Raw genomic sequence first — 18,073 nt, 5'->3', positions numbered from 1 at the left:
GGTGCTTAACGATCCCCGTTTTACGGCTGAAGTCGAGCTAACTATTCCGTTTCACGACGTCGATATGATGGGCGTAGCGTGGCATGGTAACTACTTCCGTTACTTCGAGATTGCCCGTGAGGCACTGCTGAACCAATTCGATTATGGCTATCGGCAGATGAAAGAATCTGGCTATCTGTGGCCCGTGGTCGACACTCGGGTGAAGTATCGCAATGCGCTGACTTTCGAGCAGCGTATCCGTGTACGCGCCCAAATTAAAGAGTACGAAAATCGCCTGCGAATCGGCTACGAAATTTTTGATGCCGAAACAGGTAAACGTGCTACAACAGGCTACACCATCCAGGTCGCCGTCGACGAAAAAAGCCGTGAACTGTGCTTTGTCAGCCCGGATATTCTGTTTGAACGGATGGGAGTGACACCATGAAATTATGGCCATTGCTCGTGCTGCTCGTCAGCCCTTTCGTCAGTGCCCTGACGCTCGACTCCCTACAACAGCGTTTTACCGAGCAACCGGTGGTTCGCGCCCACTTCGATCAAACCCGGACGATAAAGGATCTACCACAACCGCTGCGATCTCAGGGCAAGATGTTGATCGCCCGCGACAAGGGGTTGCTGTGGGATCAAACGTCCCCGTTCCCGATGCAGCTGCTGCTGGATGACAAACGGATGGTTCAGGCAATTAACGGTCAACCACCGCAGACCGTTACCGCTGAGAATAACCCGCAAATGTTCCAGTTTAATCATCTGCTGCGGGCGTTATTCCAGGCGGATCGTAAAGTGCTGGAACAAAACTTCCGCGTGGAGTTCGCAGACTTAGGAGAAGGTCGCTGGACGCTACGCCTGACGCCAATCACCACACCGCTGGATAAGATTTTTGCGACGATTGATTTAGCAGGAAAGACCTACCTGGAGAGCATTCAGCTCAATGATAAACAGGGCGATCGCACCGATATCGCGCTTTCCCAACACCAACTAACGCCAGCGCAACTGACCGATGACGAACGCCAACGCTTTGCCGCCCAGTAAACGTCCCGCGCTGTTATGGGGAGTCATCTGCCTGCTTCTGCTGGGCATCTTTCTGACGCTGCTACCTCAGGCCCGCCTTAACAGCAGCGTGCTGGCCATGTTGCCAAAGCAGACGCTGGGCGCTATACCTCCGGGTCTGAACGAGGGATTTATGCAGCGCCTTGACCGTCAGGTGGTCTGGCTGGTAAGTCCCGGTAAGCAACCGGACCCAGCGATAGCCCGGGACTGGCTGGCTTTACTGCAAAAATCGCACGCGCTAGCCCAGGTAAAAGGTCCAATGGATGCCGACAGCCAGCAGGCCTGGGGGGCATTCTTCTGGCAACATCGTAACGGCCTGATAGATAACGAGACCCGCGCCCGGCTGCAAAACGGCGGCGAAGCGCAGGGCCAGTGGATCCTGTCCCAACTTTACTCCGCATTCTCTGGCGTCAGTGGCAAAGAGCTACAAAACGATCCCTTCATGCTGATGCGTGGCTCGCAGCTGGCCATGGCCAAAACTGGGCAGCGTCTGCGCCTGATGGACGGCTGGCTGGTCACCCAGGATGAACAAGGCAACTATTGGTATCTGTTACATGGCGAACTGACCGGTTCATCGTTTGATATGCAACAGACGCACCAATTGGTCACCACGTTGAATACGCTGGAAGGTGAGCTCAAAGCCCACTATCCACAGGCTCAACTGCTGTCTCGCGGGACGCTGTTCTATAGCGATTACGCCAGCCAGCAGGCGAAAAAAGATATCTCTACTCTCGGCATAGCCACTGTGCTCGGGGTGATCCTGCTCATCGTGGCTGTATTTCGTTCGCTGCGTCCGCTGCTGCTGTGCCTGATTTCGATTGGCATTGGTGCGCTGGCGGGGACCGTCGTCACGCTGCTGATTTTTGGCGAGCTCCATCTGATGACGCTGGTGATGAGCATGAGCATCATCGGTATTTCCGCCGACTATACGCTCTACTATTTGACCGAACGGATGGTGCACGGTGCGGAAACATCGCCATGGCAAAGCCTTGCCAAAGTGCGCAATGCCCTGCTCCTGGCGCTACTCACCACCGTAGCGGCTTATCTGATTATGATGCTGGCCCCCTTCCCCGGTATTCGCCAGATGGCGGTATTCGCGGCGGTAGGTCTGAGTGCCTCCTGCCTGACGGTCATTTTCTGGCACCCGTGGTTGTGTCGTCGGTTGCCGGTACGCCCGGTGCCGGCAATGGTACTCATGCTACGCTGGCTTGCTGCATGGCGACGCAATAAAAAACTCTCCGTTGGCCTGCCGGTGGCACTGGCGTTGTTCTCGCTGGCAGGAATAGCGACGCTGCGCGTAGATGATGATATCTCCCAGTTACAGGCGCTGCCGCAGGAAATTCTCGCTCAGGAAAAAGCGATTACCGCCCTGACCGGGCAAAGCGTCGACCAGAAGTGGTTTGTGGTGTACGGCAAATCCGCTCAGCAAACGCTGGAGCGGCTGGAAACCTTTACCCCCGCGCTGGAACAGGCAAAAAAAGACGGGTTACTCAGCGGATATCGCACTATTCCGCTCAATTCACTCGCCCGGCAACACCAGGATCTCTCTCTGCTAAAAGATGCTTCTCCCGCCATCACGAAAGCCCTAAACAACGCCGGGCTGGCAACGGTGAACCCCGATCTTAGCGCCATGCCTGTAACCGTCGATGCCTGGCTTGCCAGCCCAGCCAGTGAAGGCTGGCGCTTGCTATGGCTGTCTCTGGCTGATGGCGAAAGCAGCGTATTGGTTCCCGTTGAAGGGGTGAAACAAAGTGATGCTTTAAATACGCTCAGCGTGAAATATTCCGGCGTGGCGTGGGTGGATCGCAAGAGCAGCTTTGACAACCTGTTTGCCCTTTATCGCCATATTCTGACCGGCCTGCTGTGCATTGCGCTGGCGGTGATTGCCTGTGGCGCCATCATTCGGCTTGGCTGGCGTAAGGGCTTAATTAGCCTGGTGCCCTCAGTGCTGTCTTTAGGTTGTGGTCTGGCAGTACTGGCCCTGAGCGGTCATGCGCTCAACTTGTTCTCGCTGCTGGCACTGGTGCTGGTACTGGGAATTGGCATTAACTACACGCTGTTTTTCAGTAATCCACGCGGTACGCCACTGACGTCGCTGCTGGCTATCACGCTGGCGATGATGACCACGCTCCTGACGCTCGGCATGCTGGTCTTTAGTGCCACTCAGGCAATCAGCAGTTTTGGCATTGTGCTAGTAAGCGGTATTTTCACCGCATTTTTGCTGTCACCGCTGGCGATGCCAACGAAAAGAGAGAAGAAAAAACGATGAGTAAACCGATATTTCGTTGGTTGAGTGGGCTTTTGCAGAATGGCGGCATTGCCTTATCCGATCTACGTCAGCACACCATTTGTAGACCGGATAAGCGCAGCGCCATCCGACGGGGCCTGCTCGTCGCCACGTTGCTGCTGGCAGGTTGCAGCCACTCACAGCCGGAACAGAAAGGCCGCCCGCAAGCCTGGTTAGAGCCGGGTACTCGTGTAACGCTACCTGCTCCGGGTATTTCTCCCGCGGTGAATTCGCAACAACTACTAACCGGAAGTTTTAACGGCAAAACTCAGTCACTGTTGGTCATGCTCAATGCTGATGACAAGAAAATCACACTTGCCGGGCTGTCATCAGTCGGCATTCGCCTGTTCCTCGTGACTTACGATGAAAAAGGACTGCACACCGAGCAATCGATCATCGTTCCACAATTGCCGCCAGCCAGCCAGGTGCTGGCTGACGTGATGCTTAGCCATTGGCCGATTAGCACCTGGCAACCGCAATTACCCACAGGCTGGACGCTCGTCGATACGGGTGATAAGCGTGAGCTGCGCAATGCACGCGGCAAAGTGGTCACGGAAATCACGTATCTGAATCGAAGAGGAAAACGCGAACCGATCAGCATTGAGCAGCACGTTTTTAAATACCACATCACCATTCAATATCTGGGTGACTGAGATGATCTACATTTCTGCCGTTGGCATGATTAACGCGTTGGGCAATAACACTGATGAAATCGCAGCCAACCTCACTCGTGGCATAGCGCCGGGAATGCGCCCGCGCACGGGCTGGCTGCAAGGACACCCATCCGCCGTGTTAGCAGGCGTTGACGGTGAGTTACCCGCTATTCCTCAGCACTTTAGCGCTCATCGTTCGCGCAACAACCAGCTATTGCTGGCAGCACTGATGCAAATCCAGCCGCAGGTGGACGACGCTATCGCCCGATTTGGTCGCGATCGTATTGCTGTTGTTCTCGGCACCAGCACCTCCGGCCTGGATGAGGGTGACGTTCACGTTGATTTGATGCTCAACGGCAAAGAGAGCACTGACTGGCGCTATCCGCAACAGGAACTAGGCGATCCGTCGCGTTTTCTTAGCCACTGGCTGGCGCTGGATGGCCCGGCCTTTACGCTCTCAACCGCCTGCTCGTCCAGTGCAAGGGCTATTATGAGCGGACGTCGTTTGATCGAATCTGGTCTGGTCGATATCGCCATTGTCGGCGGTGCGGATACGCTAAGCCGAATGCCAATCAACGGATTCCACAGTCTGGAATCACTCTCCCCAACGCTGTGTCAGCCGTTTGGCCGTGACCGTTGTGGGATCACCATTGGCGAAGGCGCCGCCTTGATGGTATTAACCCGCGAGCCACAGCCTATCGCGCTCCTTGGCGTCGGCGAATCCAGCGACGCGTACCATATTTCGGCTCCCCATCCACAGGGGGAAGGTGCCATTCGCGCCATCGACCAGGCACTTAACGACGCAGGAATGACGCCGGAACACGTGGGCTATATCAATCTGCACGGTACCGCCACACCGCTAAACGATCAGATTGAGTCCAACGTCGTGAGCGCGCTATTTGGCGAAACGGTCCCGTGCAGTTCAACCAAACACCTGACCGGGCACACACTGGGTGCCGCGGGGATCACCGAAGCAGCTATCGGTGTGTTGATTCTGCAACGCGACCTGCCGCTACCACCGCAGGATTTTAGCCAGTCACCACGCGATGAAACATTGCCAGCCTGCGGCATCATTGAACAGCCGCAGTCGCTGACTCGCCCGGTTATCTTGTCAAATTCGTTTGCCTTCGGCGGTAATAATGCCAGCATCCTGCTCGGGAGAATCTCATGAGCCACTATTTATCACCGGGCGACTATTTGCCGCATGATGCGCCAATGCTGCTCCTTGAAGAGGTCGTCAGTGTGGCGGACGAAACCGCCATCTGCCACGTGACGGTATCAGCAAACAGCGTACTGGCCCCTTTCCTCGACCCCGATGGCAATCTACCTGGCTGGTTCGCACTGGAACTGATGGCGCAGACCATTGGCGTCTGGTCTGGCTGGCACCGCCAGCAACAAGGTCAGGCGAGTATTACGTTAGGCATGGTACTGGGCGCACGTGAGTTAGTCTGTGCCACAGGTGTTCTGCCTGCCGGGAAGAAGCTGAGCATCCATGTCAAATTGCTGATGCAGGATGCACGATTCGGTAGCTTTGAATGTGCCATCCAGGCAGACAACGAGACGTTGGCAACCGGTCGCGTCAACACCTTCCAGCCGACATCAGAAGAAATTAACACGCTATTTCAACAAGGAGCGTCCACATGAGCCGTTCAGTTTTAGTTACGGGTGCCAGCAAAGGTATCGGTCGCGCCATCGCCAGACAACTGGCCGCGGACGGTTTTGTGGTCGGCGTACACTATCATCGCGATGTGCAAGGAGCACAAGAAACGCTGGATGCTATCCTCGCCGCTGGCGGCGCAGGGCGCCTGTTGACATTTGATGTTGCCAATCGCGAGCAGTGCCGTGAAATACTGTTGCAAGATATTGAGGCAAACGGCGCATGGTACGGCATTGTTAGCAACGCAGGGGTCACTCGTGATGCCGCTTTCCCTGCGCTCAGTGATAACGACTGGGATGCGGTGATCCATACCAACCTCGACAGCTTTTACAACGTCATTCATCCGTGCATTATGCCGATGATCAGCGCACGCAAGGGGGGCCGTATCATCACACTGTCTTCGGTTTCGGGCGTGATGGGCAACCGCGGTCAGGTCAATTACAGTGCGGCAAAAGCCGGAATTATTGGTGCCACTAAAGCGCTGGCCATCGAACTGGCAAAACGCAAAATTACCGTAAACTGCATTGCACCGGGACTCATTGATACCGGGATGATCGAGATGGAAGAAGCCGCATTGAAAGAGGCGATGTCGATGATCCCCATGAAACGGATAGGTCAGGCTGAAGAAGTGGCCGGGCTTGCCAGTTATTTAATGTCGGATGTGGCGGGCTATGTAACTCGCCAGGTGATTTCCATCAATGGAGGGATGTTATGACACGTCGTGTCGTGATTACAGGCATGGGCGGCGTCACCGCCTTTGGGGAAAACTGGCAGGCTGTCTCCGCCAGGTTATTGGCATATGAAAATGCGGTACGCAAAATGCCGGAGTGGCAGGTTTATGACGGACTGCACACACTGCTGGGTGCGCCGATCGACGACTTCACTCTGCCGGAACACTATACCCGCAAGCGAATTCGCGCCATGGGTCGCGTATCGCTGATGTCCACCCGCGCAACAGAGCTGGCGCTTGAGCAGGCCGGGCTGATTGGCGATCGGGTACTGACTAATGGTGAAACCGGGATCGCTTATGGTTCATCAACCGGTAGTACCGGTCCAGTGAGCGAGTTCGCGACCATGCTGACCGAGAAGCATACTAATAACATCACCGGCACGACCTACGTGCAAATGATGCCGCACACCACTGCCGTTAACACTGGATTATTTTTTGGTCTTCGGGGGCGAGTCATTCCGACATCCAGCGCCTGCACATCCGGTAGCCAGGCAATTGGTTACGCATGGGAAGCCATTCGGCACGGTTATCAAACAGTGATGGTCGCCGGCGGTGCAGAAGAACTGTGTCCTTCCGAAGCCGCCGTGTTTGATACACTGTTCGCTACTAGCCAGCGCAACGACGAGCCGAAAACCACCCCCTCCCCGTTCGATGAAAAACGCGATGGTCTGGTCATCGGAGAAGGCGCAGGTACGCTGGTGCTGGAAGAGCTGGAACACGCTAAAGCGCGCGGAGCAACGATTTATGGTGAAATCGTTAGCTTTGCCACTAACTGCGATGCTGCCCATATCACCCAGCCACAGCGCGAAACAATGCAGATTTGCATGGAAAAATCGCTGAATATGGCCGGTATTAGCGCCCGTGATATCGGATATATTTCAGCGCACGGTACCGCAACCGATCGCGGTGATATTGCAGAAAGTCAGGCAACCGCTGCAATTTATGGTGATAATGTGCCGCTATCCTCGCTTAAAAGCTATTTTGGACATACCCTTGGCGCTTGTGGCGCACTAGAGGCCTGGATGAGTCTGCAAATGATGCGAGAAGGCTGGTTTGCGCCTACGCTAAATTTGAGTCAGCCAGATGCTAATTGTGGAGCGCTGGATTACATTATGGGTAAAGCCCGCAAGATTGATTGCGAATTTTTGCAGAGCAATAACTTTGCGTTTGGCGGCATAAATACTTCTATCATCATTAAACGTTGGCCCTGATATGTACCGGATCGTTCTTGGGAAAGTTTCTGTTTTAAGCGCTGGCACACTGCCTGCCGCATTGCATGATCAGGCCCCGCAAGGCGCTCGTCGTGCGCGCTGGCTGGCAGGTCGCGTGCTGCTTTCCCATACTCTTTCGCCATTACCGGACATCGTCTACAGCGAGCAAGGAAAACCGGCCTTTTCCGCTGACACACCGCTGTGGTTCAATCTCAGCCACAGCGGTGATGATATTGCCCTGCTGCTCAGCGACGAAGGGGAAGTCGGCTGTGATATTGAAGTCGTTCGCCCGCGCGATAACTGGCAGACGCTGGCAAATACGGTGTTCAGTCTCAGGGAACATGCCGAAGTTGAGGCCGAACGCCCGGAGCAACAGCTGGCGGCGTTCTGGCGCATCTGGACGCGTAAAGAAGCTATCGTGAAACAGCGTGGCGGCAGCGCCTGGCAAATTGTCAGTGTCGACAGCACCGCGCTAACCTCCTCACTCTCAGTCAGCCAGTGCCAGCTCGATACCCTGAGCCTGGCGGTGTGTACCCCCACGCCGTTTACCCTGACCGCAGACGCCGTGCAGCGTCTGGAAGCCTTAGCGTAAATTTTCCGGGAAGTTTTCCGGCAATTCGCTCGCCGCACAGGCAATAACGCTGTCATTATTCGCCCCACAGTCACGCACGAAGGTGATGGTCGCAAACTCGTCAATCACCTCAGTTGGATATGCCGGACCCGCATCGCGATATGACATCATCAGCGGAATATGGTCATTCTGGAAACAGACCGTTTTTTGCGGATTGTTAATCACCCAGCGTGGGAAAAAGATGGTGCCGTGAAAGAGTTTGTCGCCCAGATTTACGATCAGGCTGACGTCGGTCCCGGTCGGTTCGGTCCATGAAATTTTATAAACACTCTCGCCAACCCGCACAATGTACGCCCGCTGATCTTTCACCCAACGATTCCCCACAATGCCGCTGTGAATACGGTAATCCAGAGTGGTGTCGTTTTTCACGTAGATCTCGTAATTCCAGCCATTATCGTAGGTATAGACCAGATGTTTGCCGACAAAGCCGCTCAAATCATGTTTATCAAAAGTGCTCATATTCGTTCTCCTCTTACTTGATGCGAGGATCTTACCGCTTCAAAAATTGGATGAATAACGCTATGTTTACATCATATTCATTCAATTTTTAGATGAGTTATGCACAAGACAACGCTGGAGCAATGGGCCTTACTGGAGAAAGTCGTGGAGCTGGGCAGCTTTGCGAAAGCTGCAGAAGAGACCAACCGTAGCCAGTCTTCGGTGAGTTACAATCTGGCGCTACTGCAGGAGCGGCTTGGCGTGACGCTGCTGACGCCGGAAGGTCGCAGGGCGGTATTAACCCCTGCGGGAGAGCTACTGCTGGGCCAGGTCAAACCGTTACTGAAGGCCTTTTTATGGGTGGAAACCCGGGCAGCAACATTGCAAAACGGCACGCGAACGCGGCTGGATTTCATGGTAGATAGCATCTTCCCACGCAAACGCCTGTTCGCGATCCTCAAGCAGTTTCAGCAGGCGTGGCCGCAGACGCAGGTGCGTTTGACCGAAGTGCTGGAGAATGCTGACGATCGACTGGCAGCGCATGCCGATGCGGACGTGATGGTCCTGACCCGACGCCAGGATATCACCGGCCGCGGCGAATGGCTGATGAATATTGACTTCGTGGCCGTTGCCCACCGCGATCACCCGCTCTGCATGCTGGATGCGCCGCTGGATGAAGACGCGTTACGCGCGTGGCCGCTGATTCGCATTGCCGATCGCGACACCCCGCAGCAAGCGGTGCGCGATGCCTGGACCTTCTCGACCATTGATGCCGCGATTGAGGCGGTGATGTATCAGGTCGGTTACGGCTGGTTGCCTGAGGAGCGAATTCAGCAGCAGCTTGAGCAGGGGCTATTACGACCGCTGCCGTTAAGCCATGGCGCTCGCCGTGCCACCCCGCTGCATCTGATCGTCAAAGACACGCTCGCGCCGCTGGATGAACAGGTAACAACCCTGCTGCGTTTATTGCGAGAGCATTAACCTTTTCCCCGGATGCCGGACGTGTGTTACAAAATACGCTATTCCCCTTACTCCCTGTGCGCCCACGCGCCACATGAAAGGTTAATTGCAGATGCAACGAGTCACCATTACCCTCGATGACGATTTACTGGAAACGCTCGACAGCTTGAGCCAGCGCCGTGGCTATAACAACCGTTCCGAAGCGATCCGCGATATTCTGCGCGGCGCACTGGCGCAGGAAACCACCCAGGAGCACGGCACTCAGGGATTCGCAGTGCTCTCGTATGTTTATGAGCATGAGAAGCGTGACCTGGCGAGCCGTATTGTTTCCACCCAACATCACCACCACGATTTATCAGTCGCCACGCTGCACGTGCACATCAACCATGACGACTGTCTGGAAATCGCTGTGCTAAAAGGTGACATGGGCGATGTGCAGCATTTTGCCGATGACGTGATTTCCCAGCGCGGCGTGCGCCACGGTCATCTGCAGTGCCTGCCGAAAGAAGAGTAATTGCCTGTTATGTTGCCCGGCCTACACTCGTTTCCGTTTGTAGGCCGGATAAGGCGCAGCCGCCACCCGGCAATAATATTTACGCCATCGTGCCAATCGTCTTTCTGAAACGCAGCAGCGCTATCACGAAGAACGTACTGCCAATCGCCAGCAGCGTCAGGAACTGCGGCCAGACAATATTAAATCCTGCGCCGCGGTAAAGAATCGCCTGCGCAAGGCTAACAAAATGGGTAGTCGGCATCGTCAGCATAATGTCCTGCACCGCCTGCGGCATGCTTTCACGCGGTGTAGAGCCGCCGGAGAGCATCTGTAACGGCAGCAGTACCAGAATCATCAGCAGCCCCAGTTGTGGCATGGAGCGCGCCAGCGTGCCCATAAAAATGCCGATTGACGTGGTGGCGAACAGGCTCAGCGCCACTCCCAGCATAAACAGCGGTATCGAGCCTTCAATCGGTACGCCAAGCACCCCTTTTACCATCAGCATCAGCGACAGACCGGAAACCACCAGCACCACCAGCCCCATCGACCAGATTTTTGCCATCATGATTTCAAACGGCGTCACCGGCATTACCAGCAGGTGCTCAATGGTCCCGTGCTCACGCTCGCGAATCAGCGCCGACCCGGTAAGCACAATCGCCAGCATGGTGATGTTGTTGATGATCGCCATCACCGCGCCAAAGCGGGCGGGTTCCAGATTAGGGTTAAAGCGCATACGCATTTCCAGCGCCACCGGCAGCTCGCTGTTATCGCGGTAACGCGACACAAAGCTGTTCACCTCGCCACTGATGATATTCTGGATATAGCTGTTGCCGGTAAAGGCCTGGCTCATCCGCGTGGCATCGACGTTAACCTGAATATCCGGCTGCCGCCCGGCCAGTACATCGCGCTGAAAATCAGGCGGAATGTTCACAGCGAAGGTATAGCGCCCGGCATCCAGCCCGGCATCCATCTCATCGGCGGTAATCATCTCCGGTGGTAAAAACCACGGACGATAAAAACTGTTCACAATGCGATTCGACAACTGCGACTGGTCCATATCGGCAATGGCAATCGGCGCCAGGTGCAGCGACCCTGGCAGAACGGTCGCGGAAGAGTAAACCGAGACCGTGAAGGCGAAGACGATCAGCGTCAGCATCGCTTTGTCACCCAGCAGGCTGCGTAACTCTTTGATGCCGAGGTTATAAATATTCCGTAATCGGCGCATCACCCCTCCTGTTTTTTCAGCAGCAATACGCTCAGACCAATGACCACTGGAATGGCTACCGCCAGCGGAATAAACAGCGGCCAGAGATCGGTCAGATCCAGCGCTTTAGAGAACGTCCCGCGCGCGATGGTCAGAAAATGGCTGGTCGGGTAAATTTCGCCAATCCACCGTCCAGGCCCTTCCAGCGAGGCGACCGGGTCGATCATTCCGGAAAACTGCGTCGCCGGGATCAGCGTAATAATCGCCGTACCAAAAATGGCGGCGATCTGACTTTTCATAAACGTGGAAATTAACAATCCCAGCCCGGTGGCAATGGTGACGTACAGCAACGCGGCCAGCGTCAGGGTCACAAAACTCCCCTTATGCGGGACGCCGAATACAAACACCGACAGCGCGCACAGCAGCAGGAAGTTCAGCATGCCCAGCACGATGTAAGGCAACTGCTTGCCGAGTAAAAACTCGCTGCGGGTAGTGGGCGTCACGTACAGGTTGATAATCGACCCCAGCTCTTTCTCACGCACCACGCTCAGAGCGCTGAGCATGGAGGGGATCATCATCAACAGCAGCGGGATCACCGCCGGAACAATCGCTGGCAGGCTTTTCACATCCGGGTTGTAACGATAGCGAGTTTCAATGGTCATCAATCCGTTTTGCCCGCTGGTATTTGGCTGACGCGCCATCACATCCTGCAGCCAGGTCTGGTGCATCGCCTGCACGTAACCTCTGACCGTTTCCGCACGGCTCGGCATTGCGCCATCGACCCAGACGCCAATCTTCACCGGCGTTCCACGCGCGATATCGCGGCCAAAATTTGGCGGGATCTCTATGGCTACCGCGACTTCGCCCGAGCGCATCCGTTTGTCCAGCTCGTCATAACTGGTGAGCGGCGGCTGCTCGATAAAATAGCGCGATCCCGCCAGATTCAGCGTCCACGCCTGGCTGCTGACTGTCTGGTCACGATCGAGCACCGAAAAACGCAGGTTTTCCACATCCATGCTGATGCCGTAGCCCATGATCAGCATCAGGATCACCGTGCCCATCAGCGCCAGCGTTGAACGTACCGGGTCACGTCGCAGCTCCAGCGCTTCGCGGCGGCTGTAGCTGAACAAGCGCCGCAGGCTAAATCCCTGGTGCGGCGGCTGACTGTTTTCATGCACTGCCGGGACATTGGCTGGCGGTAACTGAGCCTCCGGCGCCGGACCTGCCGCTTCCTGTAACCAGGAGATAAACGCCTCTTCCAGACTGGCGGCACCACGCTGTTTCACCAGCTCCTGCGGCGTACCGCTGGCCAGGACTTTTCCGGCGTGCATCAGCGACATGCGGTCGCAGCGCTCCGCTTCGTTCATAAAATGGGTGGAGATAAAAATGGTCACTTTATCCTGACGCGACAGATCGACCATCAGTTGCCAGAACATGTCTCTCGCCACCGGATCGACCCCGGAGGTTGGTTCATCGAGAATGAGCATCTCCGGGCGATGGATCACCGCCACCGCCAGCGACAGGCGTTGGCGGATCCCCAACGGCAGCGCGCCGGGCAACGCGTCTTCGACTTCGGTCAGCGAAAAGCGCTCACTCATCTCTTGTACCCGCCCCGGGATTTCTGCTTCGGGGATATGGAACAACCGCGCGTGTAGCTCGAGGTTTTGCCGTACGGTCAGCTCGCTGTAGAGCGAAAACGCCTGCGACATATAACCTACCCGGCGACGGGTATCGATATTCTTCGGGTCAACCGCTTGCCCAAACAGCCACGCCTCACCTTCACTTGCGGGTAGCAGCCCGGTGAGCATTTTCATGGTGGTGGATTTACCGCAGCCGTTGGAGCCGAGAAAACCGAAGATTTCCCCGCGCGGAATACGAAAGTTAACGTGGTCAACGGCCACGAACTTGCCGAAGCGCATGGTCAGATCTTTCGCCTCGATGGCAATCTCTTCATGCTCAGCGTGATACGGCGGGATCACCACTGGCTTATGCGCCTGGCGCTGGGCTTCGGGTAACAGCGCGATAAACGCCTGCTCCAGCGTGTCGGAGTTGGTTTTTTCGCGTAGCTGCTGCGCGCTCCCGGTGGCCAGCACCTCCCCGGCGTTCATCGCCACCAGCCAGTCAAAGCGCTCGGCTTCTTCCATGTAGGCGGTCGCAACCAGCACGCTCATGTTGGTCTGCCGCTGGCGAATGCTGTTAATCAGATCCCAGAACTGGGCGCGGGACAGCGGGTCGACCCCGGTGGTAGGTTCATCGAGAATTAACAGTTCCGGGTCATGGATTAACGCGCAGCACAGCCCCAGCTTTTGCTTCATCCCACCCGAGAGTTTCCCGGCCGGACGATCGCGAAACGGCGCCAGTCCGGTGCTGTTCAGCAGCTCGGTAATCCGCGCTTCGCGCTCCGCTTTGTCATGGCCAAACAGCCGGGCAAAGAAATCGACGTTCTCATACACCGACAGCGTGTGGTACAGGTTTTTCCCCAACCCCTGCGGCATCCAGGCAATGCGTGGGCAGACATCCCGGCGATGTTTCGGGTCGCGCATATCGCCGCCCAGCACCATCACGTTACCGTGTTCAATGACACGCGCACCGGAGATGAGCGACAGCAGGCTTGATTTTCCGACGCCATCCGGGCCAATCAGCCCCACCATACAGCGGGCGGGGATATCCAGCGTGATATTGTTCAGCGCTACCGTTTTCCCGTAATGCTGACTCACGCCGTCAAGGTGCGCCACGGGAGGAACAGGAACCAGCGCCAGATGCGTCATTGCGGCAACCTCACCATCAGGTCGTCAGGCCAGGCTCGATTTTCATCGACACGCACCCACGCCATGCCCGGCAGACCGGTTTTCACGTACTCGAGATGCTGCTGCAATAGCTCTGGCGGGATACGCGCTTTAACGCGGAACATCAGCTTCAGCCGCTCATCGCTGGTTTCGACCGTTTTCGGTGTGAACTGCGCAACGCTTGCCACAAAGCTGATGGTCGCCGGAACACGCAGATCCGGTGCGGCATCCAGCACCAGGCGCGCTTCGCCGCCAATCTTCAGTAAGCCAGCCTGTTCGGTAGGCAAGAAGAACGTCATGTAGACATCGCTGAGATCGACCATATTCAGGACGCGCCCACCCGCAGAAAGCACCTCACCCGGCTCAGCAACGCGGTACTGCACGCGACCATCGCGCGGGGCTTTCAGCTCGCTGTCATCAATATCAGCCGCAATACGACGTTCGGTGGCCTGCGCAGCTTCTACGCGGGTTTGCGCCTGAATGATGCTGGTGCGAGCGGCTTCAATTGCGGCTTTTGCCGCTGAGACCTGCGCCTTTGCGGATTCCAGCGCCGCACGTGCGCTTTCTGCCGCGGCCCGATCGTCATCCAGTTGTTGCTCAGACACGGCCCCACGCTGGGATAGCGAACGGGAACGCACGTGGCGTTTAGAAACCGACTGCAGCTCCGCCTCGCGCTGTTTTACTACCGACTGCGCGGCGCGCATTTCACTTTGCCGCTGTTCCAGCAGCGCTCGCGCCGCCGCCACCGCGCTTTCGGCCTCTTTGATTTGCGCGATCGCTTCCAGCCGCTGCTCCTGCAGCACGCGAGTATCCATTTTCGCCAACACCTCGCCCTGACGAACGAACTGCCCTTCCGACACAAGGATCGTGTCAATTCGCCCGGCAATCTTGGTAGCAATATCCACTTCGGTGGCTTCAATTCTGCCGTTGCTGGCTGCGAACCCCTCCGGTATTCCGGCAGGACGGAGCATCCACCATGCTATCGCGGCCACCACGACCAGGATGCCCGCCCCCCACCACATCACATGACGCTTAAACTTATCCATATTCGACCCGCCGTAATCCCTGTTATCAAACGATGCGTGTCACAAAGCCCGCTGAATAGCTATTCAGCGGGAGATTCCATCCGGGATAAGAAGGAATAAGAAACCATGGCCAGAGAGCGGACAGGCGCTAAGGCAACCTGCGCCGCGCAGGAAGTGAATGACGAAAATGCTGTGAAATCGGGTAGTAATGTTGTCATCATCAGCGTTCCTGGCCGGAAATGAAACACGCATACTCATAACTGCTGTCTATTGAATACTAACACCTGGATTCAATATGTCTATTCGGTTGTAGTTTCCACTTCAGCCCTATCGCGCTCTGGCACAGGGAATATTTCGTATATCAACGATTGATAAACATTCACAACTATAAACATAATCAATAATTAGACATCGCTATAATAGTGGCTCATTTACCGATCTCGTTATGGCGAGGCTCCTGTACAAATACAAGTTACCGCCCTGCTGGTATCGAGAGAGGCCACTCAGGGAAATACAGGCATCCATCGAATCAAGGTGTTGCCAAGGTAACTTCTGACGATTTCACCATCGGGCAGATACGTTGTTCAGTGCTAAAACCAGGACGTAGGGATCCGCCTGCGCTAACCCTGTCTTGTTCGCCCCTATGAGAGATTTTTATAGGGAATTACACCATGTCATCTATGCCACTCTGCGCCGCCCATCATCCTATGCCGGATTTCAATGGCGATGCTATCGCGCAATATATGCGCACCGATTTTATTACCCTGCCGGATCATCTCAGCGTGAACGGCGCTCGTGAATACTTTGTCTCCCAGCTCACAACGGATGATATTCCAGGCCAGGTCTTTGTTGTGGCTGGAAAAGCGCTGCGCGGGGTGTTATCCATCAAGCGCTTATTGCAGGAAAAAGATACAACGTTGAGCATCAACCATCTTACGGACAGTTGTTTGTTTCATGTAAAGCCTGATGATGAACGGGCACAGGTCGTGGCCGAGTTAGCCGAACGCGAACTCGATCTGGTGGCTGTCGTTGAGAAAGGTGAGCTGGTCGGTTGTCTGATGGAAAAAGAGATTGCTCATCTACAGGAAGATGATGTTACCGAAGATGTTCAGCTTCAGGGGGCAACGTTGCCGCTGGAAAAACCCTACCTGGAGATTAGCCCGTGGACATTGTGGAAAAAACGTTCTGTCTGGCTCCTGCTGCTTTTTGTCGCAGAAGCCTATACCAGCAGCGTTCTTCAACATTTTGAAGAGGCGCTGGAATCTGCTATTGCACTGGCCTTTTTTATTCCACTATTAATTGGTACTGGCGGCAACAGCGGTACGCAGATCACCTCAACGCTGGTACGTTCAATGGCGCTGGGAGAAGTACGGCTGCGCGATATGGGTCGGGTGATCCGCAAAGAAGTTTCAACTTCGCTGCTGATCGCCCTGACGCTGGGTCTGGCAGGCTGCTTGCGCGCGTGGATGATGGGTATCGGAGTGGAAATCACGCTAATCGTCAGCCTGACGCTGGTTTGCATTACGTTGTGGAGCGCCGTGGTGTCATCAGTGATCCCCATGGTGCTCAAGCGTATCGGCATTGATCCCGCCGTGGTTTCCGCCCCGTTTATCGCCACGCTTATCGACGGTACCGGGTTGATTATCTACTTTAAAATCGCCCAGTATTTTCTTGGTCTGAACTAATGATAACGCCCGGCAGCCCAGGTTGTCGGGCACCACGGTCAGGCAGGTGTCAAATCCTGCGCGCATGCCCAGGCGCTCGACCACGCCCACTGGAAGTTATAGCCGCCCAGCCAGCCGGTGACGTCCATGACTTCGCCGATAAAGTAGAGTCCCGGCACTTTGCGCGCTTCCATCGTGCGCGATGACAGCTCGTTGGTATCGACGCCGCCCAACGTGACTTCAGCGGTACGATACCCTTCCGTACCGTTCGGCTGCACCCGCCATTCGGTCAGCGTCTCAACCAGCGTTTGCTGATCGCGCACATTAAGCTGCTTCAGCGAGACATCCGGGATTTGACCTAACTGCTGTAAACATTCCACCAGACGCTTTGGCAACTGCATTGCCAGGGTGTTCTTTAAGCTTTGATTAGGGTGTGCGCTACGTTGGTCATCGAGGAAGCTTGCGAGGTCAACATCCGGCAACAAATTAATGCTGACAAATTCGCCTGGCTGCCAAAAACTGGAAATTTGCAGCACGGCCGGACCAGAAAGCCCGCGGTGCGTAAAGAGCAGGTTTTCACGAAATACGGTGCCGTCCTCGGCGGTGATAACGGAAGAAACGGATACGCCAGAGAGCACCTGAAGCTGCTCCAGTAGCGGCTTATGTAAGGTGAAAGGCACCAGCCCTGCGCGCGTAGGCAAAACGTTCAGGCCGAACTGTTCCGCAATTTTATAACCAAACGGCGTCGCGCCCAGACCCGGCATAGAGAGACCACCGGAGGCGATAACCAGCTTTTTCGTGCCGACACTCATCCCATTCAATTCCAGGACAAAATCGTCACCATCTCGCTCAACGCTCAGGATTTCGCTACGTAACCGCATAGTTACGTTACCTTTTTCACACTCATCCACCAGCATATCGACAATTTGCTGGGCGGAATCATCGCAGAAAAGCTGGCCTAGCGTTTTTTCATGCCAGGCAATACCGTGCTTACCCACCAGATCGATAAAATCCCACTGTGTATAACGCGCCAGCGCCGATTTGCAAAAATGCGGGTTTTGACTTAAATACGCAGCCGGCTCGACATAAAGGTTGGTAAAGTTGCAGCGGCCCCCGCCAGACATGAGAATCTTGCGCCCGGGCTTTTTACCATTATCAATCAGCAGTACGCGACTACCTGCTTGTCCTGCCTGCGCGGCACAAAACATACCCGCTGCGCCAGCGCCTATAATAACGGTATCAAACCTTTCCACGTTGCGATCCTCTCTAAAAAGCGGGAGTGAATTGTAA

The 18,073-nt window shown here is 55.5% G+C and carries 17 protein-coding genes and 1 riboswitch; of the genes, 12 read left to right on the top strand and 5 right to left on the bottom strand.

Annotated elements, in window-relative coordinates; all coding sequences use genetic code 11:
• Nucleotide 1: 1 nt before the first annotated feature.
• Genes HV311_RS01305 through acpT form a run of 9 tightly spaced genes read left to right on the top strand, consistent with a single transcriptional unit; the run spans nucleotide 2 to nucleotide 8,174 of the window.
• A complete protein-coding gene (locus HV311_RS01305; RefSeq protein WP_003827529.1) occupies nucleotides 2-424 on the top strand; it encodes an acyl-CoA thioesterase in 423 nt (140 codons plus the stop codon).
• The gene (locus tag HV311_RS01300) at nucleotides 421-1,026 is read left to right on the top strand and encodes a LolA family protein (protein WP_019078114.1); all 606 of its coding nucleotides are present in this window, start codon (nucleotides 421-423) and stop codon (nucleotides 1,024-1,026) included. Before HV311_RS01305 ends, HV311_RS01300 begins: the two co-directional genes overlap by 4 nt.
• The gene (locus tag HV311_RS01295) at nucleotides 995-3,313 is read left to right on the top strand and encodes an MMPL family transporter (RefSeq protein WP_191220628.1); all 2,319 of its coding nucleotides are present in this window, start codon (nucleotides 995-997) and stop codon (nucleotides 3,311-3,313) included. Before HV311_RS01300 ends, HV311_RS01295 begins: the two co-directional genes overlap by 32 nt.
• A complete protein-coding gene (locus HV311_RS01290) occupies nucleotides 3,310-3,984 on the top strand; it encodes a DUF3261 domain-containing protein (RefSeq protein ID WP_223952430.1) in 675 nt (224 codons plus the stop codon). Before HV311_RS01295 ends, HV311_RS01290 begins: the two co-directional genes overlap by 4 nt.
• A 1-nt stretch (nucleotide 3,985) precedes the next feature.
• Nucleotides 3,986-5,155, top strand: a complete 1,170-nt coding sequence (locus HV311_RS01285) for a beta-ketoacyl-[acyl-carrier-protein] synthase family protein (RefSeq protein ID WP_046274502.1) — start codon at nucleotides 3,986-3,988, stop codon at nucleotides 5,153-5,155.
• Nucleotides 5,152-5,628 carry an ApeP family dehydratase gene (locus HV311_RS01280; protein WP_016154864.1) on the top strand — a complete coding sequence of 159 codons (477 nt, stop codon included), beginning with the start codon at nucleotides 5,152-5,154 and terminating at the stop codon, nucleotides 5,626-5,628. The genes HV311_RS01285 and HV311_RS01280 overlap by 4 nt, the downstream gene beginning before the upstream one ends.
• Nucleotides 5,625-6,356 carry a 3-ketoacyl-ACP reductase FabG2 gene (locus tag HV311_RS01275; protein ID WP_103283355.1) on the top strand — a complete coding sequence of 244 codons (732 nt, stop codon included), beginning with the start codon at nucleotides 5,625-5,627 and terminating at the stop codon, nucleotides 6,354-6,356. The genes HV311_RS01280 and HV311_RS01275 overlap by 4 nt, the downstream gene beginning before the upstream one ends.
• Nucleotides 6,353-7,582, top strand: coding sequence for a beta-ketoacyl-ACP synthase (locus HV311_RS01270; RefSeq protein WP_016157680.1), 1,230 nt, complete (start codon nucleotides 6,353-6,355; stop codon nucleotides 7,580-7,582). The genes HV311_RS01275 and HV311_RS01270 overlap by 4 nt, the downstream gene beginning before the upstream one ends.
• Before the next feature lies 1 nt (nucleotide 7,583).
• Nucleotides 7,584-8,174: a 4'-phosphopantetheinyl transferase AcpT gene (gene acpT / locus HV311_RS01265; RefSeq protein WP_181636171.1), complete on the top strand. Its 591-nt coding sequence runs from the start codon at nucleotides 7,584-7,586 to the stop codon at nucleotides 8,172-8,174.
• Here the strand turns inward: acpT and HV311_RS01260 are convergent.
• Nucleotides 8,166-8,672, bottom strand: a complete 507-nt coding sequence (locus HV311_RS01260; protein WP_016157682.1) for a phenolic acid decarboxylase — start codon at nucleotides 8,670-8,672, stop codon at nucleotides 8,166-8,168. The two genes, acpT and HV311_RS01260, sit on opposite strands and share 9 nt — an antisense overlap.
• 99 nt (nucleotides 8,673-8,771) lie before the next feature.
• Here HV311_RS01260 and HV311_RS01255 point away from each other — a divergent pair, with 99 nt between their 5' ends.
• Entirely contained in the window at nucleotides 8,772-9,632 is an 861-nt protein-coding gene (locus HV311_RS01255; protein WP_049271824.1) for a LysR family transcriptional regulator, read from the top strand.
• Between the two features lie 91 nt (nucleotides 9,633-9,723).
• Nucleotides 9,724-10,125 (top strand): nickel-responsive transcriptional regulator NikR, encoded by a 402-nt coding sequence (gene nikR / locus HV311_RS01250; protein ID WP_005121550.1) that lies wholly within the window; start codon nucleotides 9,724-9,726, stop codon nucleotides 10,123-10,125.
• 79 nt (nucleotides 10,126-10,204) lie between these two features.
• Here the strand turns inward: nikR and HV311_RS01245 are convergent, their stop codons facing one another.
• The 3 genes from HV311_RS01245 to HV311_RS01235 are packed head-to-tail and all read right to left on the bottom strand — an operon-like array spanning nucleotide 10,205 to nucleotide 15,140.
• On the bottom strand, nucleotides 10,205-11,329 hold the full coding sequence (locus HV311_RS01245) for an ABC transporter permease (RefSeq protein WP_016157684.1): 1,125 nt from the start codon (nucleotides 11,327-11,329) through the stop codon (nucleotides 10,205-10,207).
• On the bottom strand, nucleotides 11,329-14,076 hold the full coding sequence (gene rbbA / locus HV311_RS01240) for a ribosome-associated ATPase/putative transporter RbbA (RefSeq protein WP_169329697.1): 2,748 nt from the start codon (nucleotides 14,074-14,076) through the stop codon (nucleotides 11,329-11,331). The genes HV311_RS01245 and rbbA overlap by 1 nt, the downstream gene beginning before the upstream one ends.
• A complete protein-coding gene (locus HV311_RS01235; protein WP_049042423.1) occupies nucleotides 14,073-15,140 on the bottom strand; it encodes an HlyD family secretion protein in 1,068 nt (355 codons plus the stop codon). Before HV311_RS01235 ends, rbbA begins: the two co-directional genes overlap by 4 nt.
• Before the next feature lie 411 nt (nucleotides 15,141-15,551).
• Nucleotides 15,552-15,735, top strand: a riboswitch (M-box (ykoK) riboswitch).
• Nucleotides 15,736-15,790: 55 nt separating this feature from the next.
• Here HV311_RS01235 and HV311_RS01230 point away from each other — a divergent pair.
• A complete protein-coding gene (locus HV311_RS01230; RefSeq protein ID WP_191220627.1) occupies nucleotides 15,791-16,804 on the top strand; it encodes a magnesium transporter in 1,014 nt (337 codons plus the stop codon).
• A 38-nt stretch (nucleotides 16,805-16,842) separates the two neighbouring features.
• Here HV311_RS01230 and HV311_RS01225 read toward each other — a convergent pair whose 3' ends face one another.
• Entirely contained in the window at nucleotides 16,843-18,036 is a 1,194-nt protein-coding gene (locus tag HV311_RS01225; RefSeq protein ID WP_016154874.1) for an NAD(P)/FAD-dependent oxidoreductase, read from the bottom strand.
• Between the last annotated feature and the right edge of the window lie 37 nt (nucleotides 18,037-18,073).

Origin of the sequence: Citrobacter sp. RHBSTW-00881, assembly GCF_013728515.1 — a bacterium.
GTDB lineage: Bacteria > Pseudomonadota > Gammaproteobacteria > Enterobacterales > Enterobacteriaceae > Citrobacter > Citrobacter braakii.
Note: the sequence above shows the minus strand (reverse complement) of the source record. Positions and strands in the feature narration are given on the sequence as shown.